Consider the following 24408-nt stretch of genomic DNA (forward strand, 5'->3'; position numbering starts at 1 on the left):
GATCCCGGTCATCACGCTTCACCACCCGCGACCCCGGCACCCGCCACGGCCTCCGCGGCATCAGGCCGCCACGGACTCGGCCCGGGATACCAGGCCGGCGTGTCCGTGTACCAGGGAGCCCGCGGCTTCTGGAACCGGCGCTGCTCGTTGTACGTCCGAACCTCCGACTCCTGCCAGCCGTGCTGTCGCTGCCAGAGCTCGTCATGCAACTCCCGATGATGCCGACGGCACAGCAGGCGCATCTGGTCCAGGTCGGTATGACCGCCCGCAGCCCACGGGATGTCATGGTGCGCATCGCACTCGCGCGGCGGCCGCCCGCACCCCGGCGCGGTACAGCCCCCATCGCGCACCGCCATGGCCTCGTACTGGGCCCGCGTGGCAAGCCGCCGTTTGCGCCCCTGCCACAACACCTCGCCCTCGCCGTCCACCAGCACCGCCCGCAACGCGGCCTCGCACCGCAACATGTGCGCCTCCGCCGCGGGAACGGCGCGCCCCCGCCCCGTCCGCGCCCCCGGCGCCCCCGGCAGCGCCTGCGCCGTGTCGGCCCGCATGACGATGGTCATGGTCGTCGGGCCGTTGTGGCGCTGCGGCAGGTCACCGGACCGCAGCCGGTCCTCGGCTAGCCGCACCAGGGCATCGGCCCGGACCCTCGCGAGGTCCTCGGCACCGTCGGCCACCTCGTCAGCGCCACCGGCTCGCGGATCGCCGAGCGCGTCCAAGGCCGTCAGCAACGCATCACCACCCGTGGTGGACAGAAACCCACCAGGCACATAGCCGTCGAGCACAGGGGTCATATGGAACCCCCGCTTCTCCTCGGCCACCCTGGCCCGATTGAGCGCGGTGGCCGGCGCGACCCGATGAGCGGCATCCTCGGCATGCTCCCGCAGGCTCTCGGCCCCCTCAGCCATCGCCCGAGCGATCAGCGCCCTGCGAACCCGGTCGACGACCTCGTCCGGCTGGTGCACGAGCGCAGCAAGAGTCTCGGCGATGATCCTGGCCTGCGGAGCAGAGATGTCACCGGTCCGCAGCGCATCCTCGGTCGCCGGATCCTTCCTCAGCGCCTTGACCGTGGCAATCAACCGCCCGGCATCACCCTTAGTCCGCCCCAGATCAACGATCAGGGCCTTCCGGGCGGCATCAGTGGCGCGCCACGACAGTTCCTCCCGCGTAGTCTCCGGCGTCTGCACCGGATCACCACGGTCATGCCACGTCCGGACACACCGAACAAGCACCCCCTCAGCCGCACGCGAGACCTGTTCGGCAGCCCGCGCGACAGCCAGGCTGCCGCTCGTGTCATAAGCGAGCGGATCCAGCCCCGCGAGGCAGGTCGTGGCATCGCTGAGCTGGCGCAGCGGGTTGACCATCGTCGTGTCCCTTCGACGTGTTCCCCGCACGCCTGTTCTGACAGGACCAACGATAGCTGGCGTAAATGGTCTATGTAGGGCAAACGACTCTCTCGAAACAAGTCATATAAGAGACCTCAAATCAGACCCACGACACGCCTTACCAAGCCACCCGCCCCGCCCCCCCCGCGACGCACTACGCCCGCCGCACCCACCGCCGCACCCCAACAAGAACGAGCCCACAACCACCCACCGCACCCCCGCCAACAAGCCACCACCACCCCCACCCACCGCCGGCCCGCCGCACGGGCGCCCCAACCACACCTCCAACAACCGGCGGCGCAGCGAGCCGCACAGCCGCCAAAACATCCAAAATCCCCGCCCCATACCGATCATCCCGAGCAGCCCCCCGCATAGCAGCAGGCTTATCAGCAGTCCCCTCCAAAGCCGCAACAACCTCCGCAGCACTCCACCCCGGGTGCGCACTCCGCACCAAAGCAGCCGCAGCAGAAACATAGGCGGTAGCCTCCGAAGTCCCATCGGAATACCCCACCCGCCCCCGATTATCATCCCGCATAATATGCACCCCCGGCGCCACCAAAGCCACATCAGCCCCCGTATTCGACTGACTCCACACCTCCCCCGAACTATCAATCGCCCCCACACCAACCACCCCAGGCCACGCCGCCGGATAGTACTGCTGCGAGCTCCCATCGTTTCCGACGGCCGCCACGACCACGACATCATGGGCAAGGGCGTCCTGAACCGCACGATGGATGTCAGGGTCGTCCCGGTCGAACCCCAAAGCTAAGTTAATTACTGATGCTTTGCGTGAAACGGCGAACTCGATTGCTGGGGCGACGCCAAAAATCAAACCACTGCTAGAACCATCTGTGGCTCGCACTGGAAGAATACCCGACTCGGGCGATAGTCCGAGTGTTCTCGCTCCGGCGCCTCCGATAATTGATGCTTCGCCAGTTCCGTGTCCGTCGCCATCCTTATCGAGACGGCCATCTCCAATACTGGCGCCGGTTGCGTCTGAGAAGTCTGCGCCGGTAAGAAGATTGATTGTGGTGTCGCTATTTGACTGAACTCCGGTATCGACGACTGCAACGACCGTTCGCGCTCCACGTGTAATATTCCAGACTTTGCTGGCTTGAAGATAGCGTAGGGCCCATTGAGTATCTGTTGACGTGCTAGCAAGGTACGTTGGCACCACGGTAAGCCCAATTACTAGAGGTGCTTGGGCCAGTCTGGACCGATGACTCCATCGGCGGGTGCTGCGACTGTGTTGGGTAGCCATACGCTTTTTCGCTCTTTGAGATATTCCGGACGAGGATTACGTTCTTCGCGCGTACGGTGTATGGAACCTACGCTGCTAAATGGAGGAACCATAGGCGCGGTTTCGTCGCTGGTCCCATCGTGCTGCGACTGATAGGTCTGCTGGGGCATAGGTCGAGGTGGAAGTGCATCGTCGTCGGCTTTTTGGGGCGAGAAGTGGGTTTCGGTCGTTGCTGAAGATGAACTTGCGTTAGCGACGTCAGTTGTTTGGTGGTTGGACTTTGTGCGCGTTGTGATGGGTGAACGGTTTTGATGGTGGGTCTCCTCTGGGGTCCGCACTTTTTTACCTTCTGCGTGAATTTCCTGCACGCTACTTACGAATGCGTCATCGCCGGTGGGGCGGGTTAACGCTGTTCCTGTGATGGCGGCAGGGGCATCATGGACCGCTCTTGAGGCCTCACTATTCTCGCCCAGGGTTTTTGCGGGGAACTTATGTGAAGTGGCAGTGCTGATCAAGTTTAAGGTACTCTCGCCATGTTGAATTTTGCTGCCCGATGAAGGCTCAAGGGGGATCGAGTCGGAAGCTTGGTGGTCACCGTGAAGGGCTACCAGCGGCGCGCGCCTCTTGAAGGAGGTGTTGAGACTATTTGCAGTGTCTCTTGGGGGTAGGCGGTGACGCTCGTAGGGTTGCGGAAGCCCGGCCGCAGGTGGCTCTGCTGTCAGTGAATCGCTCTTGCCGGAATCTCCCATCGAATTGAGCATCTTTGATTCCTCGGCGGGGGTAAAACCTTTATCAAATTCGAATCCGACGTTTGAAAGCTGCCCACGGGTTTCTACATATTGAGCAGCGATGCCGTTGACCACCTGCACGGCTTGCTCGTGCGCCGCCTGATACTTGGCGTCTTGCCGCGCTGCTTCAAGTGCCTCGAATGGCGTAGCGGGACGCTGGACCACAGCAGTGACGCCGGGTTCTGGCAGGTCAGGTACGTTCATCATCTGATGTTGCTGCTCAGCGACGACCTGCGCGCACCGGCCGACAGCAGTGGCAGCGGCCAGGGCGCTTCCGTGGAAATCTCGAGCCTCAGCCGCGGCACGCCCCAGCGTTGCCGCCGCCTGTTCCGCGGCCTGTCCCCGCCACCAGTTCGGCAAGTCCGCCTGGGCGTGCGAAAGCAAGTCCGCGACCTCTCCGACCCGGTCGGCCAGGGCGCGAAACGACGCAGGCATAGCCTGCATAGTCCCGACCTGCGGCGAAGCCGCCAGGCTCCGCAGCTCGTCGAGGGTGAAGTGGCCGTACTCGAACTGGGATTCGCTCACGGCATCGCTCCGCCCAAGCCGCCCAAGCAGTTCACGTCACCCTCCGCTGCCCGCATCGCGGCGGCGGCAGCAGTCGCGACCGCGTCGTCGGCGGCGGCGTATGTCGCGCGGGTGCGCTCCGCGTAGGTTGTCAATGCGGTGACCGTTTCGTGGATGCGGTGGTACCAGGCTTGGAGGTGGTGGACCAGGTCTGTGTGGGTGTTGCCTAGGGGGTCGGCTTCGTTCAGCAGTCCATATACATATGTGGCGGCGTCGTCTTTCTCTGTGCGCCACGCCGCTGGGCCTGTGTGGAGGGTGGGGTCGATGGTGGGCCAGTGGTGGGCGTGGGGGGCTGACAGGGTTGATTCCAGGTCGGCCAGGGCTCGGCGGAGGGTTGCCAGGTGGTCCAGGCAGGTGTGGAAGGTGGGGGTGGTTGTTTTTGTGGTTGTGGTGCTCATGGGGTGTGGGGCCTCCCCGGGTGGGGCTTTGGGCTTGGGGGTGTGGTCGGGGTGGTAGCGTTGGCACGCGGCCGCGAGTTGTGTGGTTCCCCGTGGAGACGACCGGGGGCGCTCAGCGACCACAATCTTACGAGGAGTCACTGTGTCCCTGGACGCTGCTACGAAGAAGAAGATCGTTGAGGAGTACGGGACCGGGGCGAGCGACACGGGCTCCCCGGAGGTGCAGATCGCGCTGCTCACGTACCGGATCAACGAGCTCACCGAGCACCTGAAGTTCCACAAGCACGACCACCACAGCCGGCGGGGGCTGCTGCTGCTGGTCGGCCAGCGGCGGCGGCTGCAGGGGTACCTGCAGAAGACCGACATCGTGCGGTACCGCGCGCTGATCGAGAAGCTGGGCCTGCGGCGGTAGGTTCGGCCGGGTTGTTTGTGCTGTGAACTGGAGCGGTCCGTTCGTCACGGACCGCTCCTGTCGTGTACCCGGTGGGTGCTGGGCCGGACCAAGCTGATGACTTTTCCGGTTAGAGTGGGTACCGGAAAAGTTCCATACGTTTTAGGGAACTGAAGAGGCACTGCGCGACGTGGCTCGCGTCGAAGTGGCCGGTTGGGCGCCGATCTTCGGTAGTGGCCCTCGGGACGTTCTACGCCCGGGGGCTTCGATCGAAGACCGGGCCGCCGCACGGCGGCGTGGGCCCACGACAAACGCGTCCTCTTCAGTCCGCCGCATTCGAACTGAGGAGTACCTCTTGTCCGAGGGTGTTTTCACCACCGAGGCTTTGATCGACAACGGTCCGTTCGGTCAGCGCACCGTGCGTTTCGAGACGGGCCGGCTGGCCCGTCAGGCTGCCGGGTCTGTCGTGGCCTATCTGGACGAGGAGACGATGGTCCTTTCGGCGACCACCGCCTCGAAGTCCCCCAAGGACTCGCTCGACTTCTTCCCGTTGACGGTCGATGTCGAGGAGCGCATGTACGCCGTGGGCCGTATCCCCGGCTCCTTCTTCCGGCGGGAGGGCCGGCCCAGTGAGGACGCGATCCTCACCTGCCGGCTCATCGACCGGCCGCTGCGTCCGTCCTTCGCCAAGGGCCTGCGCAACGAGGTGCAGGTCGTGGCCACCATCATGGCGCTGAACCCGGACCACCTGTACGACGTCGTGGCGATCAACGCCGCCTCGGCCTCCACGCAGCTGGCCGGCCTGCCGTTCTCCGGTCCCATCGGCGGCGTGCGCGTCGCGCTGATCCAGGACCGCTGGGTGGCCTTCCCGACCCACACCGAGCTGGCCGACGCCGTGTTCGACATGGTCGTGGCCGGCCGGGTGCTCGACGACGGCGACGTCGCGATCATGATGGTCGAGGCCGAGGCCACCAGCCAGACCGTGTCCCTGGTCGCCGGCGGTTCGACCGCCCCGACCGAGGAGGTCGTCGCCGACGGCCTGGAGGCCGCCAAGCCCTTCATCAAGGCGCTGTGCGTGGCCCAGCAGGAGCTGGCCTCGCAGGCGGCCAAGGAGACCGCGGAATTCCCGCGCTTCCTGGACTACCAGGACGACGTCCTGGAGGCCGTGACCGCCACCGCCAAGGCCGAGCTGGCCAACGCGCTCACGATCGCCGGCAAGCACGACCGCGAGGCCGAGCTGGACCGCGTCAAGGCGCTGGTCGTGGAGAAGCTCGCGCAGCAGTTCGAGGGTCGCGAGAAGGAGATCGGCGGGGCGTTCCGCGCCCTGACCAAGAAGCTGGTGCGCGAGCGCATCATCCGCGACCAGGTGCGCATCGACGGCCGCGGCGTGCGCGACATCCGTCCGCTGTCCGCCGAGGTCGAGGTCGTGCCGCGGGTGCACGGTTCGGCGCTGTTCGAGCGCGGCGAGACCCAGATCCTGGGCATCACCACGCTGAACATGCTCCGGATGGAGCAGCAGCTGGACACGCTGAACCCCGAGACGCGCAAGCGCTACATGCACAACTACAACTTCCCGCCGTACTCCACCGGTGAGACCGGCCGCGTGGGTTCGCCCAAGCGCCGCGAGATCGGCCACGGTGCCCTCGCCGAGCGCGCCCTGGTCCCGGTCCTGCCGCCGCGCGAGGAGTTCCCCTACGCGATCCGCCAGGTCTCCGAGGCGCTGAGCTCCAACGGCTCGACCTCGATGGGCTCGGTCTGCGCCTCGACGATGTCCCTGCTCAACGCCGGTGTGCCGCTGAAGGCCCCGGTCGCCGGCATCGCCATGGGCCTGGTCTCGGCCGAGATCGACGGCAAGACCGAGTACGTGGCGCTGACCGACATCCTCGGCGCCGAGGACGCCTTCGGCGACATGGACTTCAAGGTCGCCGGCACCAAGGACTTCGTCACCGCGCTGCAGCTGGACACCAAGCTGGACGGCATCCCGGCCTCGGTCCTGGCCGCCGCCCTGAAGCAGGCCAAGGACGCCCGCCTGCACATCCTGGACGTCATGATGGAGGCCATCGACGTCCCGGACGAGATGAGCGAGTTCGCCCCGCGCATCATCACGGTGAAGATCCCGGTGGACAAGATCGGCGAGGTCATCGGCCCGAAGGGCAAGATGATCAACCAGATCCAGGAGGACACCGGCGCGGAGATCACGATCGAGGACGACGGCACCATCTACATCGGTGCCGCCAACGGCTCGGCCGCCGAGGCGGCGCGGACCACGATCAACCAGATCGCCAACCCGACGATGCCGGAGGTCGGCGAGCGCTACCTGGGCACCGTGGTGAAGACCACGACCTTCGGCGCGTTCGTCTCCCTGATGCCCGGCCGCGACGGCCTGCTGCACGTCTCCCAGCTCAAGAAGCTGGCCGGCGGCAAGCGGGTGGAGAACGTCGAGGACGTGATCAAGGTCGGCGACAAGCTGCAGGTGGAGATCGCCGAGATCGACTCCCGCGGCAAGCTGTCCCTGATCCCGGTGCTGCCGGATGCCGAGGATGAGGCCAAGCCGGCCGAGGCCAAGGCGGAGTAATCCTCTTGAACCCGGCTGAGACCCTGATCGCCGGGCAGAACGGCAGCGGCACTGTGCGCCGCACCGTCCTGCCCGGCGGTTTGCGCGTGGTCACGGAGACCATGCCATCCGTTCGGTCTGTGACGTTCGGCATCTGGACCGGCATCGGCTCGCGCGACGAGCACGCCGAGGAGTCCGGCGCCACGCACTACCTGGAGCACCTGCTCTTCAAGGGCACGGCGAAGCGGTCGGCGCTGGACATCTCGGCGGCGCTCGACGCGGTCGGCGGCGAGATGAACGCGTTCACCGCCAAGGAGTACACGTGCTACTACGCGCGCGTGCTCGACACCGACCTGCCGCTGGCCATCGACGTGATCTGCGACCTGGTCACCTCGGCGCTCATCCGCCCCGAGGACGTCGCCTCCGAGCGCAACGTCATCCTCGAGGAGATGGCGATGACCGAGGACGAGCCGGCCGACCAGATCCACGACGAGTTCGCCTACGCCCTGCTCGGCGACTCCCCGCTGGGCCGGCCGATCCTGGGCTCGGTGGCGTCGGTGAACGCCCTGACCAGGGACGCCATCGCCGAGTACTACCACTCCCACTACACCGACGACCACCTGGTGGTCTCCGCGGCCGGCAACCTCGACCACGACGTGGTGGTGGCCCTGGTGGACGCGGCGTTCGCCCAGGCCCGCGGGGTCCGGGACGCCGACCGGCAACCGGTCGTGCCGCGCATCGGCGGCGACTGCGGGGTCGCGCACTCGGGCCTGCGCCTGGTGTCCAAGCAGACCGAGCAGACGCACGTGGTGCTCGGCGTGCCGGGCGTGGCGCGCAACGACCGCCGCCGCTATCCGCTGGGCATCCTGTCCACGATTCTCGGCGGCGGCATGTCCTCGCGGCTGTTCCAGGAGGTCCGGGAGAAGCGCGGGCTGGCCTACTCGGTCTACAGCTTCTCCTCGCACCACGCCGACTGCGGCATGTTCGGTGTGTACGCCGGCTGCCAGCCGGAGAACTTCACCGAGGTGCTGAAGATCTGCCGCGACGAGGTCGCCAAGGTGGCCGACGGCGGTGTCACCGAGGAGGAGCTGCGCCGCGGCATCGGCCAGGTGCGCGGCTCCACGGTGCTCTCGCTGGAGGACACCGGGTCGCAGATGACCCGGATCGGGAAGAACGAACTCGTCTACGGCGAGCACCTCACCATCGAGGAGCTGCTGGGGCGGGTCGAGTCGGTGACGCTGCAGGACGTCAAGGAGGTCGCCGAGGAGTTCCTGCGGCAGCCCCCGGCGATCGCGGTCATCGGCGACTACGAGGATGCGTCATCGTTCGAAGGGGCCCTGGGATGACCAGTACGACTCCCGCCCTGAGCCAGGGCATCGTGAAGGTCGCGGTGTTCGGGGCGGCCGGCCGGATGGGGCAGGCCGTCTGCCGCGCCGTGCTGGACGCGCCGGGCCTGGACCTGGTCGCGCAGATCGACGTCGACGACGACCCGCAGCGCGCGGTCGACGCCGGCGCCGAGGTCGCTGTCGACTTCACGCACCCCGGCGTGACCATGCAGAACATCGAGTTCTGCGCCCGGAACGGGATCAACGTCGTGGTCGGCACCTCCGGCTTCGACGAGGCCCGGCAGGACCAGGTCCGGGCTCTGCTGCACGGCACCGACGTGCGCGTCCTGGTCGCCCCGAACTTCTCCATCGGCGCGGTGCTGATGATGAAGTTCGCGGCCACCGCGGCGCCGTACTTCGAGAGCGTGGAGATCGTCGAGCTGCACCACCCGGACAAGGTCGACGCGCCCTCGGGCACCGCGACCCGCACCGCGGAGCTGGTCGCCGAGGCCCGCGCCGCCGCCGGGAGCGCGCCGATGCCGGACGCCACGAAGACAGGGCTCGACGGCGCGCGGGGCGCCGTGGTCGAGAGCATCCCGGTGCACTCGGTCCGGCTGCGCGGCCTGATCGCGCACCAGGAGGTCCTGCTCGGCACCGTCGGCGAGACCCTGACCATCCGGCACGACTCGCTGGACCGCGCCTCGTTCATGCCCGGCGTGGTGCTGGCCTGCAAGAAGACCGGCACGCTGCCGGCCGGCCTGACCGTCGGCCTGGACGCGTTGCTGGACCTGTAGAGATTCCGATAGGCACTGAAAAGCTCATGCGCACCCGCACCACGGCCCTGATCCTGGTCGTCATCCTGTGCTTCTACCTGCTGCTGGCCGTCCAGCGCGGGGTGTGGCTGGTGGCCACCGGCAAGCCGGTGCTGGTGCTGTTCGGGATCGGCGTGCTGATGCTGCCGGTCGTGGGTGCCTGGTTCGTGGTCACCGAGGTGCGGATGGGCAACGCCTCTTCGCGCCTCGGGACCCGGCTGGAGGCCGAGGGCTTGTGGCCCACGGAGGAGATTCCGCGGCGGCCCTCCGGCCGACCGGATCTGAAGGCCGCCGACGAGATCTTCGAGAAGCGCAAGGCCGAGGTCGAGGCCGATCCGGAGAACTGGCGCGGCTGGTACCGGTTGTCCCTGGCGCACAACGACGCGCGGGACAGGTCCCGCGCGCGCAAGGCGCTGCGGAAGGCCATCGAGCTGGATCGGTTGCAGGCTTGATGGGGCTGCGCTGCTGATCCGGCTGCACAGCTGATCAGCGCTCCCGGGTCCGTCGCTTTCCGTAACGCCGCTATATCGATCTGGTCACGGCCGCAACGATCGGCGAAACCCGCTTCGTCCTCCCTCGCGGCGGTCGGCGTTCTGCCGGCCCCATACACGGGGAGGCAGAAATGCGAAGACAATTGGCGGCGCTCGGGGCGATTGCCCTGGTCGTGGCCGGGATGGCGGCGCCTGCTAGGGCTGCTGCCGGAGCGGAGCCGCTTGCCGGGTACTACGGGCAGCGGCTGGATTGGCAGCCGTGTGCGGGGATCCCGGCGTACGAGTGCGCGACCTTCGTCGTGCCTCGCGACTACGGCCGGCCCGACGCGGGGGACTTCCGGCTGCCGGTGATCAAGAAGCCGGCCGGCGATCCGGCGCATCGCGTCGGGAGCCTCATCCTCGACCCGGGCGGCCCCGGCGATTCAGGGCTGGCGGACCTGCCTGGCGACGTGTCCTCGTTCGGCGCCTCGGTGCAGGCGGACTTCGACGTCGTCTCCTGGGACCGGCGGGGCATCCAGGGCGGCGATCCCACGGTGACCTGTGGGAACACCGCGGCGATCGACGCCTTCACCCATCTGGATCCCGCACCGTCCACCCCGCGGGGAGTCCAGGCGCTGGTCACGGCCGGACGGACGTTCACGGCGGCCTGCCGTGCGAACTCGGTGCCCGACCTGCTGGGCCAGCTCGGATCGATCGCGAACGCGCGGGACATGGACATCCTGCGGGTGCTGCTCGGCGAGAACAAGATGAACTTCTTCGGCTACTCCTATGGCTCCTACCAGGGGCTCATCTATGCCGAGCTGTTCCCCGGCCGCATCAGGACCATGACCCTGGACGGCATCTTCGACCCTTCCCTCACGGCTGCCCAGATCACGGTGGAGGGTGCGGCGTCCGAGGAGAGCGAGCTCCAGCACTACTCCGACGTCTGCACCACGACGCCGGGCGTCACCTGTCCAGCCTCCACGCCGGCCGGCATCATGGCCTTGATCGACAAGCTCCAGCGGCAGGTGAAGACCAGGCCGCTGCCGGCTCAGGGGACGACGCGGACAGTCGGACCGGCGGAGTTGGCATCGGCCCTGCGCCTGAACGCGGTAGCGCCGAGTGTCTTCTACGCGATGACCAGTCCTGCACTCTCAGCCGCGGCGAACGGTGACGGCACCCAACTCCTGGCTCTGGCGGACCTGTGGAACAGCCGCACGCAAGGAGCGCCGGGGACCGTGACCGGCTATACCGATGGATACCAGGATGACACCGCGCTGTTCTGCACCGATCGGCCATGGCCGAGTGGAGCGGGCGCCTACGGTCCGCTCCTGGCAGCCTCCGAAGCCGCGTCGCCGCACCTCGGCGCCGAGCGCGCGACCATGGCGCTGCCCTGCGGCTCGTGGCCGGCGACCGATCTGCCGCACGTGGTCCGCGCTCCCGGCGCGCCGCCGATCCTGGTGGTGTCCTCGGTCGGCGACCCCGTCACGCCCTACCAGTGGGGTGTCCACGTCGCCGACTCCTTGGCGAACGGAGTCCTGCTCACCTCGGATTCGCACGGTCACACCGCCTACGGCGGCAACGGATCGCCGTGCCTGGACGCGCACGTCGACGACTACATCGTCAACGCCGCGCCGCCGGCGCCCGGCACAGCCTGCTGACCGGGACGGCGTGAGCCCGTCGTGCCGTGGAGTTCGCGGGCTTGCGTCGGACTGACGATCGCGGAGTTCTGCGGTGGCGCTGATCTGTAGTGCTGCCGCAGAACTTTGCCGGTGACCGGAGCGACCGGTGAGATCACCGTGATGCCGACACGCGGTACCTTGGCGATGCGGGTTCCTATACGGATGAACGGCCGCGCTACACGGATGCCGAGATCTATAAGCCGCCACTGGTGGAAACCACCTGTGCGACGCATCCATGTAGGCAGCGAATGGATGCTCAGAATCGCCGTGAAGCGGGACGCGGCCCAGACGCGGAAGCCCACTTTCCTTAGCGGCGGGAAGAGTAGATAGTGCATCCCGCGCTGTGCGCGCTCTGAGGAACACAGCTGCGGCCGCACCTTCTCGAAGTACGCCTTGACCTCCTCGCGATTGCGCGGGATGTCTGCGGGATCGCAGGTCTGGAGCTCGGCGGCGACTCTGCACTCGGCCCAGTAGCGGTCCTCATCGGCCTTGGACAAGCGGCCGGGGCCATAGAGCTCGTAACACTTCAGGACGCTGTGCCATCCCGTTATGTGAATCCACAGCTGGGATTCCGGGTTGTTGGCGCTATAGCGTTTCCCCGTAATGGGTTCCACGCCGGTGGCCTTGGCGTGGACGCGCATCAGGAATTCGGCGGCCTGAATCACGGTGCGGCTGTCGCCGACGGCCACCGTGAGGAAGTAGGCGAGGGTCTGGTCGAGGCGGCCGTGCGGATCCTCGTAGATGCCGCCGCTGTCGGCGACCGCGGCGGCCAGCGGGGGATCGAAGTGCTCGAGCACCACGGCGCGCTGGAACCCGATCAGCGAGGTCGGGGACGTCCAGACCTTCCAGCTCACCGAGTCCGGGCCGAAGAAACCGTTGTCGAGGCTGCGCAGCGGTCCGCGGTCGGGGGAGACGGGGACGTCTTCGGCGCTGGGGTGGGGCATCGGGTGTGCCTCCTTATACAGTGGACGCCGGGAATTACTACCGGCGCGTAGCAATATGCTACGCGGGCGTAGCTTTGTAAAGGGGCCGGGTGTGGCGACGGAGAACGGGCGGCGGCGGCGCGAGTACGCGCCCCGGGTGCCGATCGAGCAGCGTCGCGAGGAGTTGCTGGATGCCGCGCTGCGCATCGTGGTCCGGGACGGCCATGCCGCGGTGACGATGGAGGCCGTGGCAGCGGCTGTCGGGGTCACCAAGCCTGTGGTCTACGGAGTGTTCGCGAACAGGGCGACGCTGTTGGGGGAACTGCTACAGCGAGAGCAGGCAGCGGCGCTGGAGCAGTTGGTGGGACTGCTGCCGGCGCTGCGTAAGGGCTTGGCAGCCGGCGCGCATCCGGCGGATGTGCTCGCCGAGGCGTTGGACGGCTTCCTGGCCGCCGTGCGGGTGGCACCGGAGCGGTGGTCCTGCATCGTCCTGCCGACGGCCGACATGCCGCCGCAGTTCACTGCGGTACGCGAAGAGGCGCGGGGGTTGGTGTTGGCTTCGGCGGAGGAGCTGGGCCGGTGGATCACGGGGACCTTCGACGCCCCGGCCGATCTCGATCCGGAACTGATCGCGCACACCGTGGTGACGCTCGCGGAGATGGCTGCGCGGCTGGTGCTGACCGATCCGGAGAGGTATGAACCGGTCCGTTTCGTAAAGGGACTGCGTGCTGCGGTGGGGCTTGTGCGTTAGAGCTGTGCTTGGTGCGTTAAAGCTCTGCCTAGTGGGTTAAATCTGCGCCAGGCTCGACGGCCAGCGCCGGTCGCGCCAGTCCTGCAGGAAGTCCTCGATCCGCGACACGACCCCATCCCGCTGCGTCAGCAGGAAGAACATGTGGCCGCCGCGGAAGAACTCGATCTCGGAATCGCGGATGCCGACCCGGGTGGCCAGCGCGGCGGTCGGCGTCACGCTGCGGTCGCGGCGTCCGTGCAGGATCAGTGTGGGCGCCACGATGGCGTCCAGCCGGTCGGCACCGTCGTACGACGTGCTGGCGGCGACCTGGCGCTGGTGCGCGTAATGCGGTTGCCGATGGACCTCTCCGGCTCCGGGCAGGAGACGCAGGCGTTTTGCCAGCCCCAGGATCCGGGCCGGGAGCGACATCCGCAGCCGGCCGGTCCCGGTCGCCGCCGTGGAGATCAGCACCAGGCGGTCGACGCGGTCGGGGCGGCCGGCGGCCAGCTCGATGGCGATCCGGCCGCCCATCGACACCCCGACCACGTGCGCGCGCGGCAGGTTGAGCGCTTCCATCAACGCGTCCACGTCCCCGGCCATCATCGGGATCGAATACGGGACGTCCGGCTTGTCGCTGCGCCCGGCGCCGCGGTTGTCGAAGGTGAGGACGCGGAAGCTGCGCGCCAGCAGCTCGGTGAAGGGCGCGAACACGGTCAGATCCGCGCCGAGGCCGCCGATCAACACTAGGGGCGGGCCGTCGCCGTGGATCTCGTAGTAGACGTCGATGTCGCGGACTCGAACCGATGGCACTCAGCCAGGATAGGCCTGTCGCGGGCCGCTGACCTGAGAAAACGGATTCGAATTGGTCTCAGATGACGGCGGTCGCCTCCACTTCGATCAGTGCCTCCGACATGAAGAGCGACGAGACCTCGACCGCGGTGCTGGTCGGTGCGGGCAGTCCTTGGAAGCACTCGGCGCGCACTTCGCCGTACTCGCGGATCCGGGAGATGTCGGTCAGGAATGTGCGGAGGCTGACGACGTTCGCGAGCGTCGCGCCGTGTGCGGCCAGCACCTGACTGATCAGGTCCATGACACGGCGGGTCTGGGCGCGCAGGTCGCCGGGGCCGACGATCCGGTGCTCGTCGTCCCATGCCACCTGGCCGGCCAGCATCAGCAGCGTGCGCTCGCCGAGCGGGATCACGGCGACGTTGGAGAAGGCCTTGCGCGGCGAGCTCGGGACGCCGGCGGGGTCGTCGAGAGTGAAAACGGTCATGGGCCGAAGCTATGGTGCGAGCATGGATACCAGAAGCGAATAGTTCGCATGGAACTCATGCGGAGCTAGCATGGCCGGCCATGGACACCGCGCTGCTCGAAGTCTTTCTGGAAGTCGCCCATCGAAAGTCATTCACCGCGGCGGCCAGTCCGCTCGGCTACACGCAGTCGGCGATATCGCGTCAGATAGCCGTGCTGGAGGCATCGGTCGGCGCGCCGTTGTTCGACCGGCTCCCACGGGGCGTACGGCTGACGGAGGAGGGCCGGGCCTTGATACCGCACGCGACGGCCGTCGTAGGCCGTCTGCGGGCCGCTGTGGCCGATGTGCGGGCCGTCCGGACGATGGGCGGCGGGGGGCTCCGGCTCGGCGCGATCCCGACCGCCGACATGGCCCTGATCCCGCGGGCCGTCGCGGAGTTCCGCCGGGTGCATCCGGCGGTGGCCGTGACGCACACCGAAGGGCTGACCCGCGGGCTGGTCGTGGACGTCCGCGAGGGGGATCTGGATCTGGCGGTGATCGGGACGGCACAGCCCGAGCCGGCTTTCGAGGGCGTGTCCCTGCGCAAGCTGATGGACGATCCGCTGTCGGTCGCCTTGCCGCTCGGCCACCGGCTCGCCGGCCGGGACATGCTGTCGCTGGCCGATCTCGAGGGCGAGAACTGGATCGCCGGCCAGCCGCGCTCGCAGGACACGCTGATCGCCGGGGTGCAGGACGGGGGGTTCCAGCCGCTGATCCCTTACGTGGTCCTGGAATGGTCCGCCAAGCAGGGCTTCGTGGCGGCCGGGCTCGGCGTGACACTGGTCCCGGCGCTGGCGGCCGCGTCGGTGCGGCCGGACGTGGTCGTGGTGGCACTGGATCCGCGGGAGGTCGCGCCGCGGTCGGTGTTCGCCGCGACTCCCGAGGGCGTGGCGGACAGTGCGGCGGTGACCGGGTTCCTGGAGCTGCTGACCGGTGATTGATGACAGATACAGATTATTGATGACAGATACAGATTCGGTGACAGGTACAGATCGGTGACAGGTCCGGAACCCGCCGGTGTAAGGGGCGCCGGCGGCCGACGATTGAGGCATGCACACAGTTCCAGGCATCAAAGTCCTCTACTTCGGAACCCCTGTCGTCCTGATCACGACCCGCAACGAGGACGGCACCCCCAATATCGCCCCCATGTCCTCGGCGTGGTGGCTCGACGGAAACGCCATGCTGGGTCTGGGGAACTCCTCACAGACCTCCGCCAACATCGCCCGCGAGGGCGAGTGCGTCCTGAACCTGCCGTCCTCCGACATGGTCGCGTATGTCGACCGCATCGCGATGACCACCGGGCGCAAGGAGATCGCGCCTTACCGGATCGAGCAGGGCTACCGCACCGAGCGCGACAAGTTCGGGCTGGCAGGGCTGACGGAGCAGCCCTCCGAACTGGTCTCCCCGCCGCGGATCCTGGAGTGCCCGATCCAGATGGAGTGCCGGCTGACCGTGGCGCACCCGGTGGGCTCGGGGAACCTGGCCGCGTTCGAGGTCGAAGTGCTCCGGACGCATGTCGAGGAGAAGCTGGTCATCCCGGGGACGCACTACATCGACCCGGAAGCGTGGGACCCGCTGATCATGAAGTTCTGCGAGTTCTTCGGCGGCGGACAGCCGGTGCACTCCTCGCGGCTGGCGGCCGGTTGGAAGATGCCGCATACCCTGCGGAACCTTCCAGTGACGGACGGTGCCGATGCTGTGGTAGAGCCCGCGCTCAGTGGGTCAGCGTCAGCTTGATCGCCAGACCCGGGAGCAGCAGTCCGAACGCGCTGAAGGCCAGCGGGCCGTGCGCGCCGCAGTGCAGCCGCCGGGTCGCGCCCTCGCGGACGTCCACCGAGACCTTCGTGGAGTACATGCCGTCCAGGGAGATCTCCACCAGGTGGATACCGGGCTCGACGACGAACTCGGCCGCGCCGTTTTGCGCCAGGCGGCCGACCGCTACGCCGTCGATCCAGACCCGGTAGGGCCGCGGGCGCAGCTGGAATCCGCTGCGGCGAGTGAGAGCTATCGTCCCGGACATGCGCAACCTGCCTAATTCGGACATCGGGGGTCGCAAGGAGCATAAGCGCGAGGGCGGCACCGGGATCCGGTGCCGCCCTCGGCCGTTATGCGATCGTCGCCTACCTAGGATGCCGCCGCCGCCGCGAAGCGTGACATGGCGTGCTCCACCAGGCGGATCAGGGTCAGCTTGGTGGACTCCCGGCTGCGGGCGTCACACGTGACGACCGGCACATCCGGCGGGATCGACAGCGCCTCGCGGACGTCGGCGACCTCGTGGGTGAGCATGCCGTCGAAGCAGTTCACGCCGACGATGTAGGGCAGGCCCGCGTCCTCGAAGTAGTCGATGGCCGAGAAGCAGTCCGCCAGGCGGCGGGTGTCCACCAGCACCACCGCGCCGATGGCGCCGCGGCACAGGTCGTCCCACATGAACCAGAAGCGGTTCTGGCCCGGGGTGCCGAACAGGTACAGGATCAGCTCGCGGTCCAGGGAGACGCGCCCGAAGTCCATGGCCACCGTGGTGGTGACCTTGCCGGGCACGACCGTCAGGTCGTCCACGCCCTCGGAGGCGGCGGTCATCACGGCCTCGGTGGTCAGCGGGGCGATCTCCGAGACCGCGCCGACGAAGGTGGTCTTGCCGACGCCGAAGCCGCCGGCGACGACGATCTTCACCGACGTGGTCGGGCCCACCGCGGGCTGCGGCTCGGGCGCCTGTCCGTAAGGGGAGTAGTTCACTGCACGGCCTCCTTTCTACAGATTGCGGAGCCCGATGAGGACTCGTTCGAGGAGCGCGAGGTTGGGCTGGCCGCTGTCGGACTCGCCAGGCTGCTGGATCGTGACCAGGCCGGCGTCCGACATGTCGCCCAACAGCACCCTGACCACCCCCAGCGGCATCCGCATCAGCGCCGCGACCTCGGCGACCGACTTCAGCTCGACGCACAGCTCGCAGATGCGCTGGTGCTCCGGCTCGCGGCCGGGGAGGCGCGATCGTCCGTTGTCCGTCGTGGATACCAACGCCTCGATGGGCAATTGGTAACGGGCCCGCGTGCGGCCCCTGGTCAGCGCGTATGGGCGGACGAGGGGCGAGGAATCGTGCGCGCTGCTCACGGCCGCGTGCTCCTGTCGCTCGTCACAGCAGGGGGAAGGGGGGTCACCTGGCGTCCTCTCAGCGCGGCAGCGACGACTGGAGCTCGGCGCGCAGCGCCGGCGTCAGGACGTCGCCGGCGCGTTCGACGAGCAGGGCCATTTCATAGCCGATCAGGCCCATGTCGCAATCCGAGGAAGCGAGTACGGCAAGAGCGGAACCATCGGAGATGGCCATCACGAACAGGAAACCACGGACCATCTCCACGACGGTCTGGGTCACGGCGCCGCCCTCGAAGATGCGGGCGGCGCCCTGGGTCAGCGACGACAGGCCGCTGGCCACGGCCGCCAGCTGGTCGGCGCGGTCGCGGGGGAATCCGTCGGACACCGCCAGAAGCAGGCCGTCTGAGGAGACCACCACCGTGTGCGCGACCCCCGGAACGCGGTCCACGAAGTTGGTGATCAGCCAGTTGAGATTCCTGGCGGCTTGGGTCAGGTTGGGGTCGTTCACGGTTGCTCAGTCCTGCTTTCCTGGCTCAGGAGCACCGAAGGCGGCCTGGCCGTCGGACGCGGTGGGGTTGGCGGGATCGGAGGGCTGCGATTCGCCGGGGTTGGCGGCGTCGCGGCCCTGGCGCAGCCCATTGTGGAAGCTGGCCAGGCGGGAACGCACGGCCTCGGCCGAGCGCGCCGGGATCGGCGAGGGCGCGACCTTGGCGGCGCCGGTGCCGTCCGCCGAGCCGGGCACGAGGTTGGACCGCGGGACGCGCTTGGGCAGACCCTTGGGGGTCAGGCCGGCCGCGACCGGCTTCTTGACCACTTCGGCGGCCCTCCAGCCCTCGTCCCCCGGGGACTGCCAGGCCTGGCCCGCGGAGCTTTGGTCGTCGTTCATGGGCTCCTTGGGTTCCTCGTGCGGTGCGGCGGGCCGGGCCGTGGCGCCGGGGATGCCGGCGGCCGGCGCGGCCGGCGGGGTCGGGGCACCGGGACCGGCCTCGGGGGCGGTCGGCGGAGCCGGGGTGGACGCGCCCGCGGGCGCCTGGACGGGCTCGGCGGGCGCCTGGGGGGCCTGCGGGGCCTGAGCCGGGAAACCGATGCCGGATCCCGCCAGCGGGTCTCCTGCGGGCTCTGTGCGCGGTGCCGGCACGGCCGGCCGGACCGGTTCGGCCGGGCGCACGGGGGCGGCTTCCAGAGCGCTCTGCGGAACGGGCGGTGCCTCGCCGGCCCGCACCCGGAACCACTCGGACTCGATCGCGTTGAAGATCGAGGTGTCGTGCGCCGCGGGGTCCATCGGGATGGACTCGAGCGGTGCGGTGAGCGGGTCGGGGTAGTCGGCGTAGTTGCTGCCGGAGGAGGACAGCGGGTCCGGCGCGGCGATCGGCTCACCGGCAGGGGGCGCGTAGCCGGCGCCGCCCATCGTGTCGCCGAGCGTCTGGTGGAAGCCCGAGCCGGACAGGTCGGCGGCCGGCGGGGCGGCCGGTTCGCCGTACTGCGGGGCGTCGAAGCCGGGGCCGGACAGCGGTTCGCCGACCGGCGTGTGGAAGCCGGAGCCGGACAGGTCCGCGGCCGGAGCACCGGCCGGGCCGCCGTACTGCGGGGTCTCGAACTGCGGGGCCTCGAACTGCGGGGCGTCGAAGCCGGGGCCGGAGAGCGGTTCGCCGACGGGGCGGCGGCCGAAGGACGGGGCGTCGTTGCCGTAGCCCGTGCCCACGGTGGGCGCCTCGGGCGTGGTGAACGGATTCCTGAGGCCCGCCATCGGGTCGCCGGGGCCGTCGCTCGCCGGAGCGCCGGCCGGGGTGCCGTACTGCTGGGCGTCGAAGCCGGGACCGGACAGCGGTTCACCGACGGGGCGGTGGCCGAAGGACGGGGCGTCGTTGCCGTATCCGGTACCGGTCGGGGCGCTGGGCTGCTCGGTGAACTGCTGCGGGGGCTCGAAGCCCGGGCCCGCCAGCGGTTCGCCCATCGGGCGGCGGCCGAAGGACGGCGCGTCGTTGCCGTAGCCGGTCCCGCCCTGACCGCCGGGCTGCGGGGCCTCGAACTGCGGGGCCTCGAACTGCGGCGGCTGGTACTGCGGAGCCTCGAACTGCGGAGCCTGCGGCGGCTGGAACTGCGGCGGCTCGAAGGCCGGCCCGCTGAACGACTCGGTGCCGGGCTGCCCGGCGGCCGGGGCCGCGGGGCCCTGAGCCTGCGCCGAGTTGCCGAAGCCGCTGTCGTCCAGGTGCCCGCCGAACGGCGTCATGCGCACCTCGCCGGGTGCGGCGAACGGGTCGCCGGCGGCCAGTTCGGCGCCGAGGTCGTTGTTCAGGCCGCTCGCGGAGAGCGGTTCGGCGGCACTGAAGCCGCCAGCGGCCGGGGCCTGCGGGGCCTGGCCGGGCGCGGCGAACGGGTTCGCCGGCGGCGGCAGGAGCAGGTCGTCGTTGCCTTCCTGGGCCTCGCGGTACGCCGCGAACTCCCCGGTGTGTTCCATCTCCGGGATGTTCGGGAGCAGATCGTCGAAGCTGGAGTTGAAGTTCAGGCTCGAGGACCTCGGGGGAGCCGGCGGGGTCGGCGGCGCCGCGGGCGGCGTCGGGACTCGGAACTGACCGGTGTTCTCCATGCCCTGAGGGGGAGCCTGCGGGGTGTTCGGCCGGAAGTCGTACGTCGCGGTTCCGTCCAGCGCCTCGGACAGCCGGTTGTCCAGCTCCGGTTCCGGCAGCACGAACTCGGGCCGCGCGAAGGCGCCGCTGCTGCCCGGATCGCCCGGGTCGCCGTCGCGGATCACCGGGGTCACGCCCTGCGACATGGCCTCGGTCTCGGCGAGCAGTTCGGCCAGGCCCGGCGGGGTGGCGTCGGTGCCGCGGTACGGCGGGGCCGCCGCGCTCACGTCCTCCCAGCCGTCTCCGTCGCCGCCGCCCGTCGGGACCCGCTCGCCGCCGAACGGCGGCAGCGGGGCCGGCTGCTGCGCCGGCGCGTCCTGGAAGTCCTCGGGCGAGGGCAGCTCGCGCTGCTCGGCCCGCACCGCGCCGCCGGGGCGCCGGGGCAGGCCGGTGGAGGTCAGCGCGGGGAGCTGGCCGGTGTCGGCGATGTCGCCGAAGGTGCCGCGGTTGCCGCCGACGGCCGGGGCGTCGGACAGGTTGCCGGCCAGCAGCGCGGCCGGGACCAGCACCAGCGCGGTGATACCGCCGGTGGCCGAGCGGCGCAGGCGGACCTGGATGCCGTGCCGGGTGGCCAGCCGGCCGACCACGAACAGACCCATGCGGCGGGAGATGGCGACGTCCACGACCGGCGGGTTGGCCAGCCGCTCGTTGGAGTCGTCCAGTTCCTCCGGGGTCATGCCGATGCCGGAGTCCTCGATCTCCAGCATCACGCCGCCGGTGTTCAGCAGGTTGCCGGTGACCGAGACCTTGGTCTCCGGGGCGGAGAACGACGTCGCGTTCTCCAGCAGCTCGGCGACCAGGTGGACGACGTCGTTCACGGCGCGGCCGGCGACCTCGACGGTGGGCAGGTCGCGCAGGGTGACCCGCTCGTACTGCTCCACCTCGGAGGCCGCGGCGCGCAGCACGTCGATCAGCGGGACCGGCTGGGACCAGCGGCGCCCGGGCTCTTCACCCGCGAGCACCAGGAGGTTCTCACCGTTGCGGCGCATACGGGTCGCCAGGTGGTCCAGCTTGAACAGCGAGGCGAGCTGGTCGGGGTCCTGCTCGGCGTTCTCCAGCTCGTCGATCAGCCGCAGCTGGCGCTGCACCAGCGACTGCGACCGGCGCGAAAGGTTGGTGAACATCGCGTTGACGTTGTTCCGCAGCATGGCCTGCTCGGTCGCCAGCCGGACCGCCTCGCGGTGCACCTCGTCGAACGCGCGGGCCACCTGGCCCACCTCGTCGGTGCTGGACAAGGCGATCGGCGCGATCGGCTCGATGGCCTCGCTGCCGTCCGCGTCGCGCAGGCGGCGCACCATCTCGGGCAGGCGGTTGCCGGCGATCTCCAGCGCGGTGTTCTGCAGTACCCGCAGCGGCCGCACGAGCGAGCGCGCGATCAGCGCGGTGGCCACGGACACCACGAGCAGCACGCCGACGATGATGCCGATGTTCAGGTACATGGTGTTGCGGGCGCTGTTGGACAGCGAGTCGGCCCGCGACACCAGGGCCTGGGCCTGCTGGGCACGGACCTGCTTGTACTTGGCGAGCAGTTCGTTGTACTGCTCGTACACGCTGCCGGGGACCAGCTGGTTGCCCTGGTCGCTGGCGTCGCTGTTGGCCAGTTTGTCGGCGATCGTCGTCAGGTACTGGTTCGCGCCGGTGTAGGTCTCGCCGACGTCCACGGTGTCGCTCAGCGACTGCTGCATCGGCGTGGTGGCGACGGTCTTGAACTCGGTGCGGGTGGAGGCCAGGTCCGAGATCAGACCCTGCAGCTGGGCCGAGTTCGCCTGGGCCTGGTTGGGGTCGGAGCGGACCGCCAGGACCGTCAGGAAGCCGCGCTCGCGCGAGGTCGTCTCGGTCATCTTGCCCAGGTCCGCCAGCGACCGGGAGTCGTTGATCAACTGCTGGTCGCCGGCGTCTGCGGCGACGAACTCGTAGAGGTTGTCCAGGCTGTCCAGGACCTTGTTGTACTGGCCGAACACGCTCAGCGGGTTCGAGTACGAGCCGTCGACCGCGGTGTGCAGGGCCTCCACGCCGGTCATGTTCGCCTTGGCGTCGGCGATCGCGGCCAGGGTGTCGGCCGGATAGGAGCCGTCGATCTTGTTCAGCACCGGCGTCATGGCGTCCGAGGCGCGGTCGGTGACCTTGCGCTTCGTGGCCATGCTGGTGGTCAGGTTGGTCAGCGTATCGGGGTTCGCCCCCGGCGTCCGGAACGCCATCATCTCGATGCTGACGTCGCGCTCGTCCTGCAGCGCGTCGATCAGGTCCGACAGCGGGCTGGCCGCGGCGGCCATGGTCTTGGCGTGGTCGTAGGTCTGCACGTTGCCGACCTGCTGCACGATCCGGGCCGCGGCGCCGAAGATGGTCGCCACCAGCGGCACGATGACCAGCACCACCAGACGGGTGCGGACGCGCCAGTTGCGCGGGGCGAAGCGGTTGGCCGGCCCGGTGGGGACCGGCGGGGGTGGCTGATGGCCTCCGCCGCCCTCCGACTCCTGCGGAGTGGGGACCGGACGTTGTCCGGGCAGCACGCCGTCCCGGACCCCGCGCGGAAGCTCGCCGGGAGCCGTGCGGCCGGCGGCCGCGTCGGATATGGATCCGCCGGGAGGTGGCCCGCCCACGCCGCGCTCCGGGAAAGGAGCCGGCGGACGGCGCGGGGACACGGGTCGAGTCTGCACTGGCCCTCACAGCTTTCTTTGCAACCGGGCCGCTAATGCGGCGGGTGGGGCGCCACACGGGGCTCGCGGTCTCTAGGTTTCAAGCAACGCATTCCAGCACAGGAGAGCGAGCGAGGCCAAGGGCGGGGGTTGACAGAGGTACGGTTCGATGCGTTATAGGTGGATAAACCGGGCAACGGGTCCGCGTATATGCGTATCCTTACTCGTGCATTAGTGCTAGTCGATCTCAACGGTGACGTAGGGGTCCGGCGGCCCATGTATTACGATGCGCCGACCGGCTTCATCGAAAACCCTGTAGGGGGCAGCGCAGTGCGATCAGCCAAACCCCGAGCCCGTTCACGCAGGACCTCGGCGATCGTCCTGACTCTGGTGCTCACAGCGTCGGTAGGCGCCGCCACGGCGTGCAGCTCCAGCACGTCCTCGGGGTCCTCGATGCCGTCCCACGGAGCACTGGAACAAAATCATCTCCGAATAGGCATCCCCAAGGGCGAGATCGGCGCACTGCCGATCTACACCGGAGTCGACAAGGGCTATTTCAAGGCCCAGGGGATCGATGTCTCGATCGATGATTCCTATTCCTCCTACCAGGCGGCGCTCCAGGCCCTGAACGACGGTAAAGTCGATCTGGTCTACGACGACTACGTGCACGCGATCCTGGCCCAGTCCACCGGCGCCTACCGGCTGCAGCTGGTCGCCGAGGGCTACACCGCGGGCGACGGCAGCGTGCAGCTGGTCGGCAATCCCACGACCATCAAGAGCGCGGACCAGATCAAGAACGTCTTCAGCGCGGCCGACGGGTTCCTGGTGCCGACCTCCGGGACCAACGACGCCAACGACGCCTACACGGTCCCCACGATCATGCTGATGACCTCGCTGCCGGACCTGGCCAACAGCCTGCGGATCAAGGCGGCCAGCTCGGCGGCACACCTGAAGTCCATGGCGCCCGGCGCGGCGGTGGACAAGCTGACCGGTTCCGGCACCAAGAACCCGAACCTGGCGGCCGTCATGGCCGAGCCGTACTACAGCGTCGCGATGAACAACAACCAGCTGGTCAACCTGCTGGACCTGACGCGCGGCTCGACCCAGGCCATGCCGATGGGCGGCTACTTCGCCAAGCAGGACTTCGCGGTGGCCGACACCAACCTGTTCAAGGCCTTCACCGGGGCGCTGAACCAGGCCAAGAACGTGACCTCGCAGCGCGCCACGGCCATGGCCGAGATGCAGATCCACTACGGCACCATGGCGAACTCCACAGTCGCGGCTAGCTTGAGCTTCGGCACGTTCCCGACCACCGTGAACGTCGACCGGGTGGACCGCGTCCTGACCCTCATGCAGAGCCTGGACCTCGCGCAGTATTACAACATCGACACGATGATGCCGCCGGACGCGCTGCGCGGCGGGGTCGACGGGAGCTGACGGGGGCTGTCGCACCGTCCGCGCCGGCGTCGTCACAGGTCGGCGCCGTTAGGCTCGGACGGTGAGTGCAG

The 24408-nt window shown here is 68.8% G+C and carries 22 protein-coding genes; 10 read left to right on the forward strand and 12 right to left on the reverse strand.

Annotation, left to right across the window (positions count from 1 at the left end; all coding sequences use genetic code 11):
* Positions 1-11: 11 nt before the first annotated feature.
* The 4 genes from ABIA35_RS09325 to ABIA35_RS09340 form a co-directional block, all read right to left on the reverse strand.
* Positions 12-1364, reverse strand: a complete 1353-nt coding sequence (locus ABIA35_RS09325; protein WP_370337981.1) for an HNH endonuclease — start codon at positions 1362-1364, stop codon at positions 12-14.
* Positions 1365-1539: 175 nt separating this feature from the next.
* The gene (locus ABIA35_RS09330) at positions 1540-2646 is read right to left on the reverse strand and encodes a S8 family serine peptidase (protein WP_370337983.1); all 1107 of its coding nucleotides are present in this window, start codon (positions 2644-2646) and stop codon (positions 1540-1542) included.
* Complete coding sequence (locus ABIA35_RS09335; protein ID WP_370337985.1) at positions 2577-3938, reverse strand: hypothetical protein; 1362 nt, start codon at positions 3936-3938, stop codon at positions 2577-2579. Before ABIA35_RS09335 ends, ABIA35_RS09330 begins: the two co-directional genes overlap by 70 nt.
* Positions 3935-4375, reverse strand: coding sequence for a hypothetical protein (locus tag ABIA35_RS09340; protein WP_370337987.1), 441 nt, complete (start codon positions 4373-4375; stop codon positions 3935-3937). Before ABIA35_RS09340 ends, ABIA35_RS09335 begins: the two co-directional genes overlap by 4 nt.
* 142 nt (positions 4376-4517) lie before the next feature.
* Here ABIA35_RS09340 and rpsO point away from each other — a divergent pair, with 142 nt between their 5' ends.
* From rpsO to ABIA35_RS09370, 6 genes are all read left to right on the forward strand, one after another.
* Positions 4518-4787 (forward strand): 30S ribosomal protein S15, encoded by a 270-nt coding sequence (rpsO, locus tag ABIA35_RS09345; protein WP_370337989.1) that lies wholly within the window; start codon positions 4518-4520, stop codon positions 4785-4787.
* A gap of 334 nt (positions 4788-5121) precedes the next feature.
* Positions 5122-7341: a polyribonucleotide nucleotidyltransferase gene (locus tag ABIA35_RS09350; protein WP_370337991.1), complete on the forward strand. Its 2220-nt coding sequence runs from the start codon at positions 5122-5124 to the stop codon at positions 7339-7341.
* A gap of 5 nt (positions 7342-7346) precedes the next feature.
* A complete protein-coding gene (locus ABIA35_RS09355) occupies positions 7347-8666 on the forward strand; it encodes a M16 family metallopeptidase (protein ID WP_370337993.1) in 1320 nt (439 codons plus the stop codon).
* Positions 8663-9439: a 4-hydroxy-tetrahydrodipicolinate reductase gene (dapB, locus tag ABIA35_RS09360; protein WP_370337995.1), complete on the forward strand. Its 777-nt coding sequence runs from the start codon at positions 8663-8665 to the stop codon at positions 9437-9439. Before ABIA35_RS09355 ends, dapB begins: the two co-directional genes overlap by 4 nt.
* Before the next feature lie 26 nt (positions 9440-9465).
* Complete coding sequence (locus ABIA35_RS09365) at positions 9466-9909, forward strand: hypothetical protein (protein WP_370337997.1); 444 nt, start codon at positions 9466-9468, stop codon at positions 9907-9909.
* A gap of 170 nt (positions 9910-10079) precedes the next feature.
* On the forward strand, positions 10080-11588 hold the full coding sequence (locus ABIA35_RS09370) for an alpha/beta hydrolase (RefSeq protein WP_370337999.1): 1509 nt from the start codon (positions 10080-10082) through the stop codon (positions 11586-11588).
* Here ABIA35_RS09370 and ABIA35_RS09375 read toward each other — a convergent pair.
* Positions 11543-12553 carry an oxygenase MpaB family protein gene (locus tag ABIA35_RS09375; RefSeq protein ID WP_370338001.1) on the reverse strand — a complete coding sequence of 337 codons (1011 nt, stop codon included), beginning with the start codon at positions 12551-12553 and terminating at the stop codon, positions 11543-11545. The genes ABIA35_RS09370 and ABIA35_RS09375 overlap by 46 nt on opposite strands.
* 136 nt (positions 12554-12689) lie before the next feature.
* Between ABIA35_RS09375 and ABIA35_RS09380 the strand changes: the two genes are divergently transcribed.
* Complete coding sequence (locus tag ABIA35_RS09380; protein ID WP_370357587.1) at positions 12690-13283, forward strand: TetR/AcrR family transcriptional regulator; 594 nt, start codon at positions 12690-12692, stop codon at positions 13281-13283.
* A gap of 36 nt (positions 13284-13319) precedes the next feature.
* Here the strand turns inward: ABIA35_RS09380 and ABIA35_RS09385 are convergent, their stop codons facing one another.
* Positions 13320-14072: an alpha/beta fold hydrolase gene (locus tag ABIA35_RS09385; protein WP_370338005.1), complete on the reverse strand. Its 753-nt coding sequence runs from the start codon at positions 14070-14072 to the stop codon at positions 13320-13322.
* A gap of 58 nt (positions 14073-14130) precedes the next feature.
* Entirely contained in the window at positions 14131-14535 is a 405-nt protein-coding gene (locus ABIA35_RS09390) for a RidA family protein (RefSeq protein WP_370338007.1), read from the reverse strand.
* Between the two features lie 80 nt (positions 14536-14615).
* Here ABIA35_RS09390 and ABIA35_RS09395 point away from each other — a divergent pair, with 80 nt between their 5' ends.
* Positions 14616-15494 (forward strand): LysR family transcriptional regulator, encoded by an 879-nt coding sequence (locus tag ABIA35_RS09395; protein WP_370338009.1) that lies wholly within the window; start codon positions 14616-14618, stop codon positions 15492-15494.
* Between the two features lie 109 nt (positions 15495-15603).
* Positions 15604-16290, forward strand: a complete 687-nt coding sequence (locus ABIA35_RS09400) for a flavin reductase family protein (RefSeq protein WP_370357588.1) — start codon at positions 15604-15606, stop codon at positions 16288-16290.
* Here the strand turns inward: ABIA35_RS09400 and ABIA35_RS09405 are convergent.
* From ABIA35_RS09405 to ABIA35_RS09425, 5 genes are all read right to left on the reverse strand, one after another.
* Positions 16268-16573, reverse strand: a complete 306-nt coding sequence (locus ABIA35_RS09405) for a hypothetical protein (protein ID WP_370338013.1) — start codon at positions 16571-16573, stop codon at positions 16268-16270. The genes ABIA35_RS09400 and ABIA35_RS09405 overlap by 23 nt on opposite strands.
* A 104-nt stretch (positions 16574-16677) precedes the next feature.
* A complete protein-coding gene (locus tag ABIA35_RS09410; RefSeq protein ID WP_194897899.1) occupies positions 16678-17286 on the reverse strand; it encodes an ATP/GTP-binding protein in 609 nt (202 codons plus the stop codon).
* A 15-nt stretch (positions 17287-17301) separates the two neighbouring features.
* Positions 17302-17658 carry a DUF742 domain-containing protein gene (locus ABIA35_RS09415; protein ID WP_370338016.1) on the reverse strand — a complete coding sequence of 119 codons (357 nt, stop codon included), beginning with the start codon at positions 17656-17658 and terminating at the stop codon, positions 17302-17304.
* Between the two features lie 58 nt (positions 17659-17716).
* The gene (locus ABIA35_RS09420; protein WP_041543529.1) at positions 17717-18130 is read right to left on the reverse strand and encodes a roadblock/LC7 domain-containing protein; all 414 of its coding nucleotides are present in this window, start codon (positions 18128-18130) and stop codon (positions 17717-17719) included.
* 21 nt (positions 18131-18151) lie between these two features.
* On the reverse strand, positions 18152-22864 hold the full coding sequence (locus ABIA35_RS09425) for a nitrate- and nitrite sensing domain-containing protein (RefSeq protein WP_370338018.1): 4713 nt from the start codon (positions 22862-22864) through the stop codon (positions 18152-18154).
* Between the two features lie 426 nt (positions 22865-23290).
* Here ABIA35_RS09425 and ABIA35_RS09430 point away from each other — a divergent pair, with 426 nt between their 5' ends.
* Complete coding sequence (locus tag ABIA35_RS09430; protein ID WP_370338020.1) at positions 23291-24337, forward strand: ABC transporter substrate-binding protein; 1047 nt, start codon at positions 23291-23293, stop codon at positions 24335-24337.
* Positions 24338-24408 lie beyond the last annotated feature (71 nt).

Origin of the sequence: Catenulispora sp. MAP12-49, from assembly GCF_041262705.1 — a bacterium.
Lineage (GTDB): Bacteria > Actinomycetota > Actinomycetes > Streptomycetales > Catenulisporaceae > Catenulispora.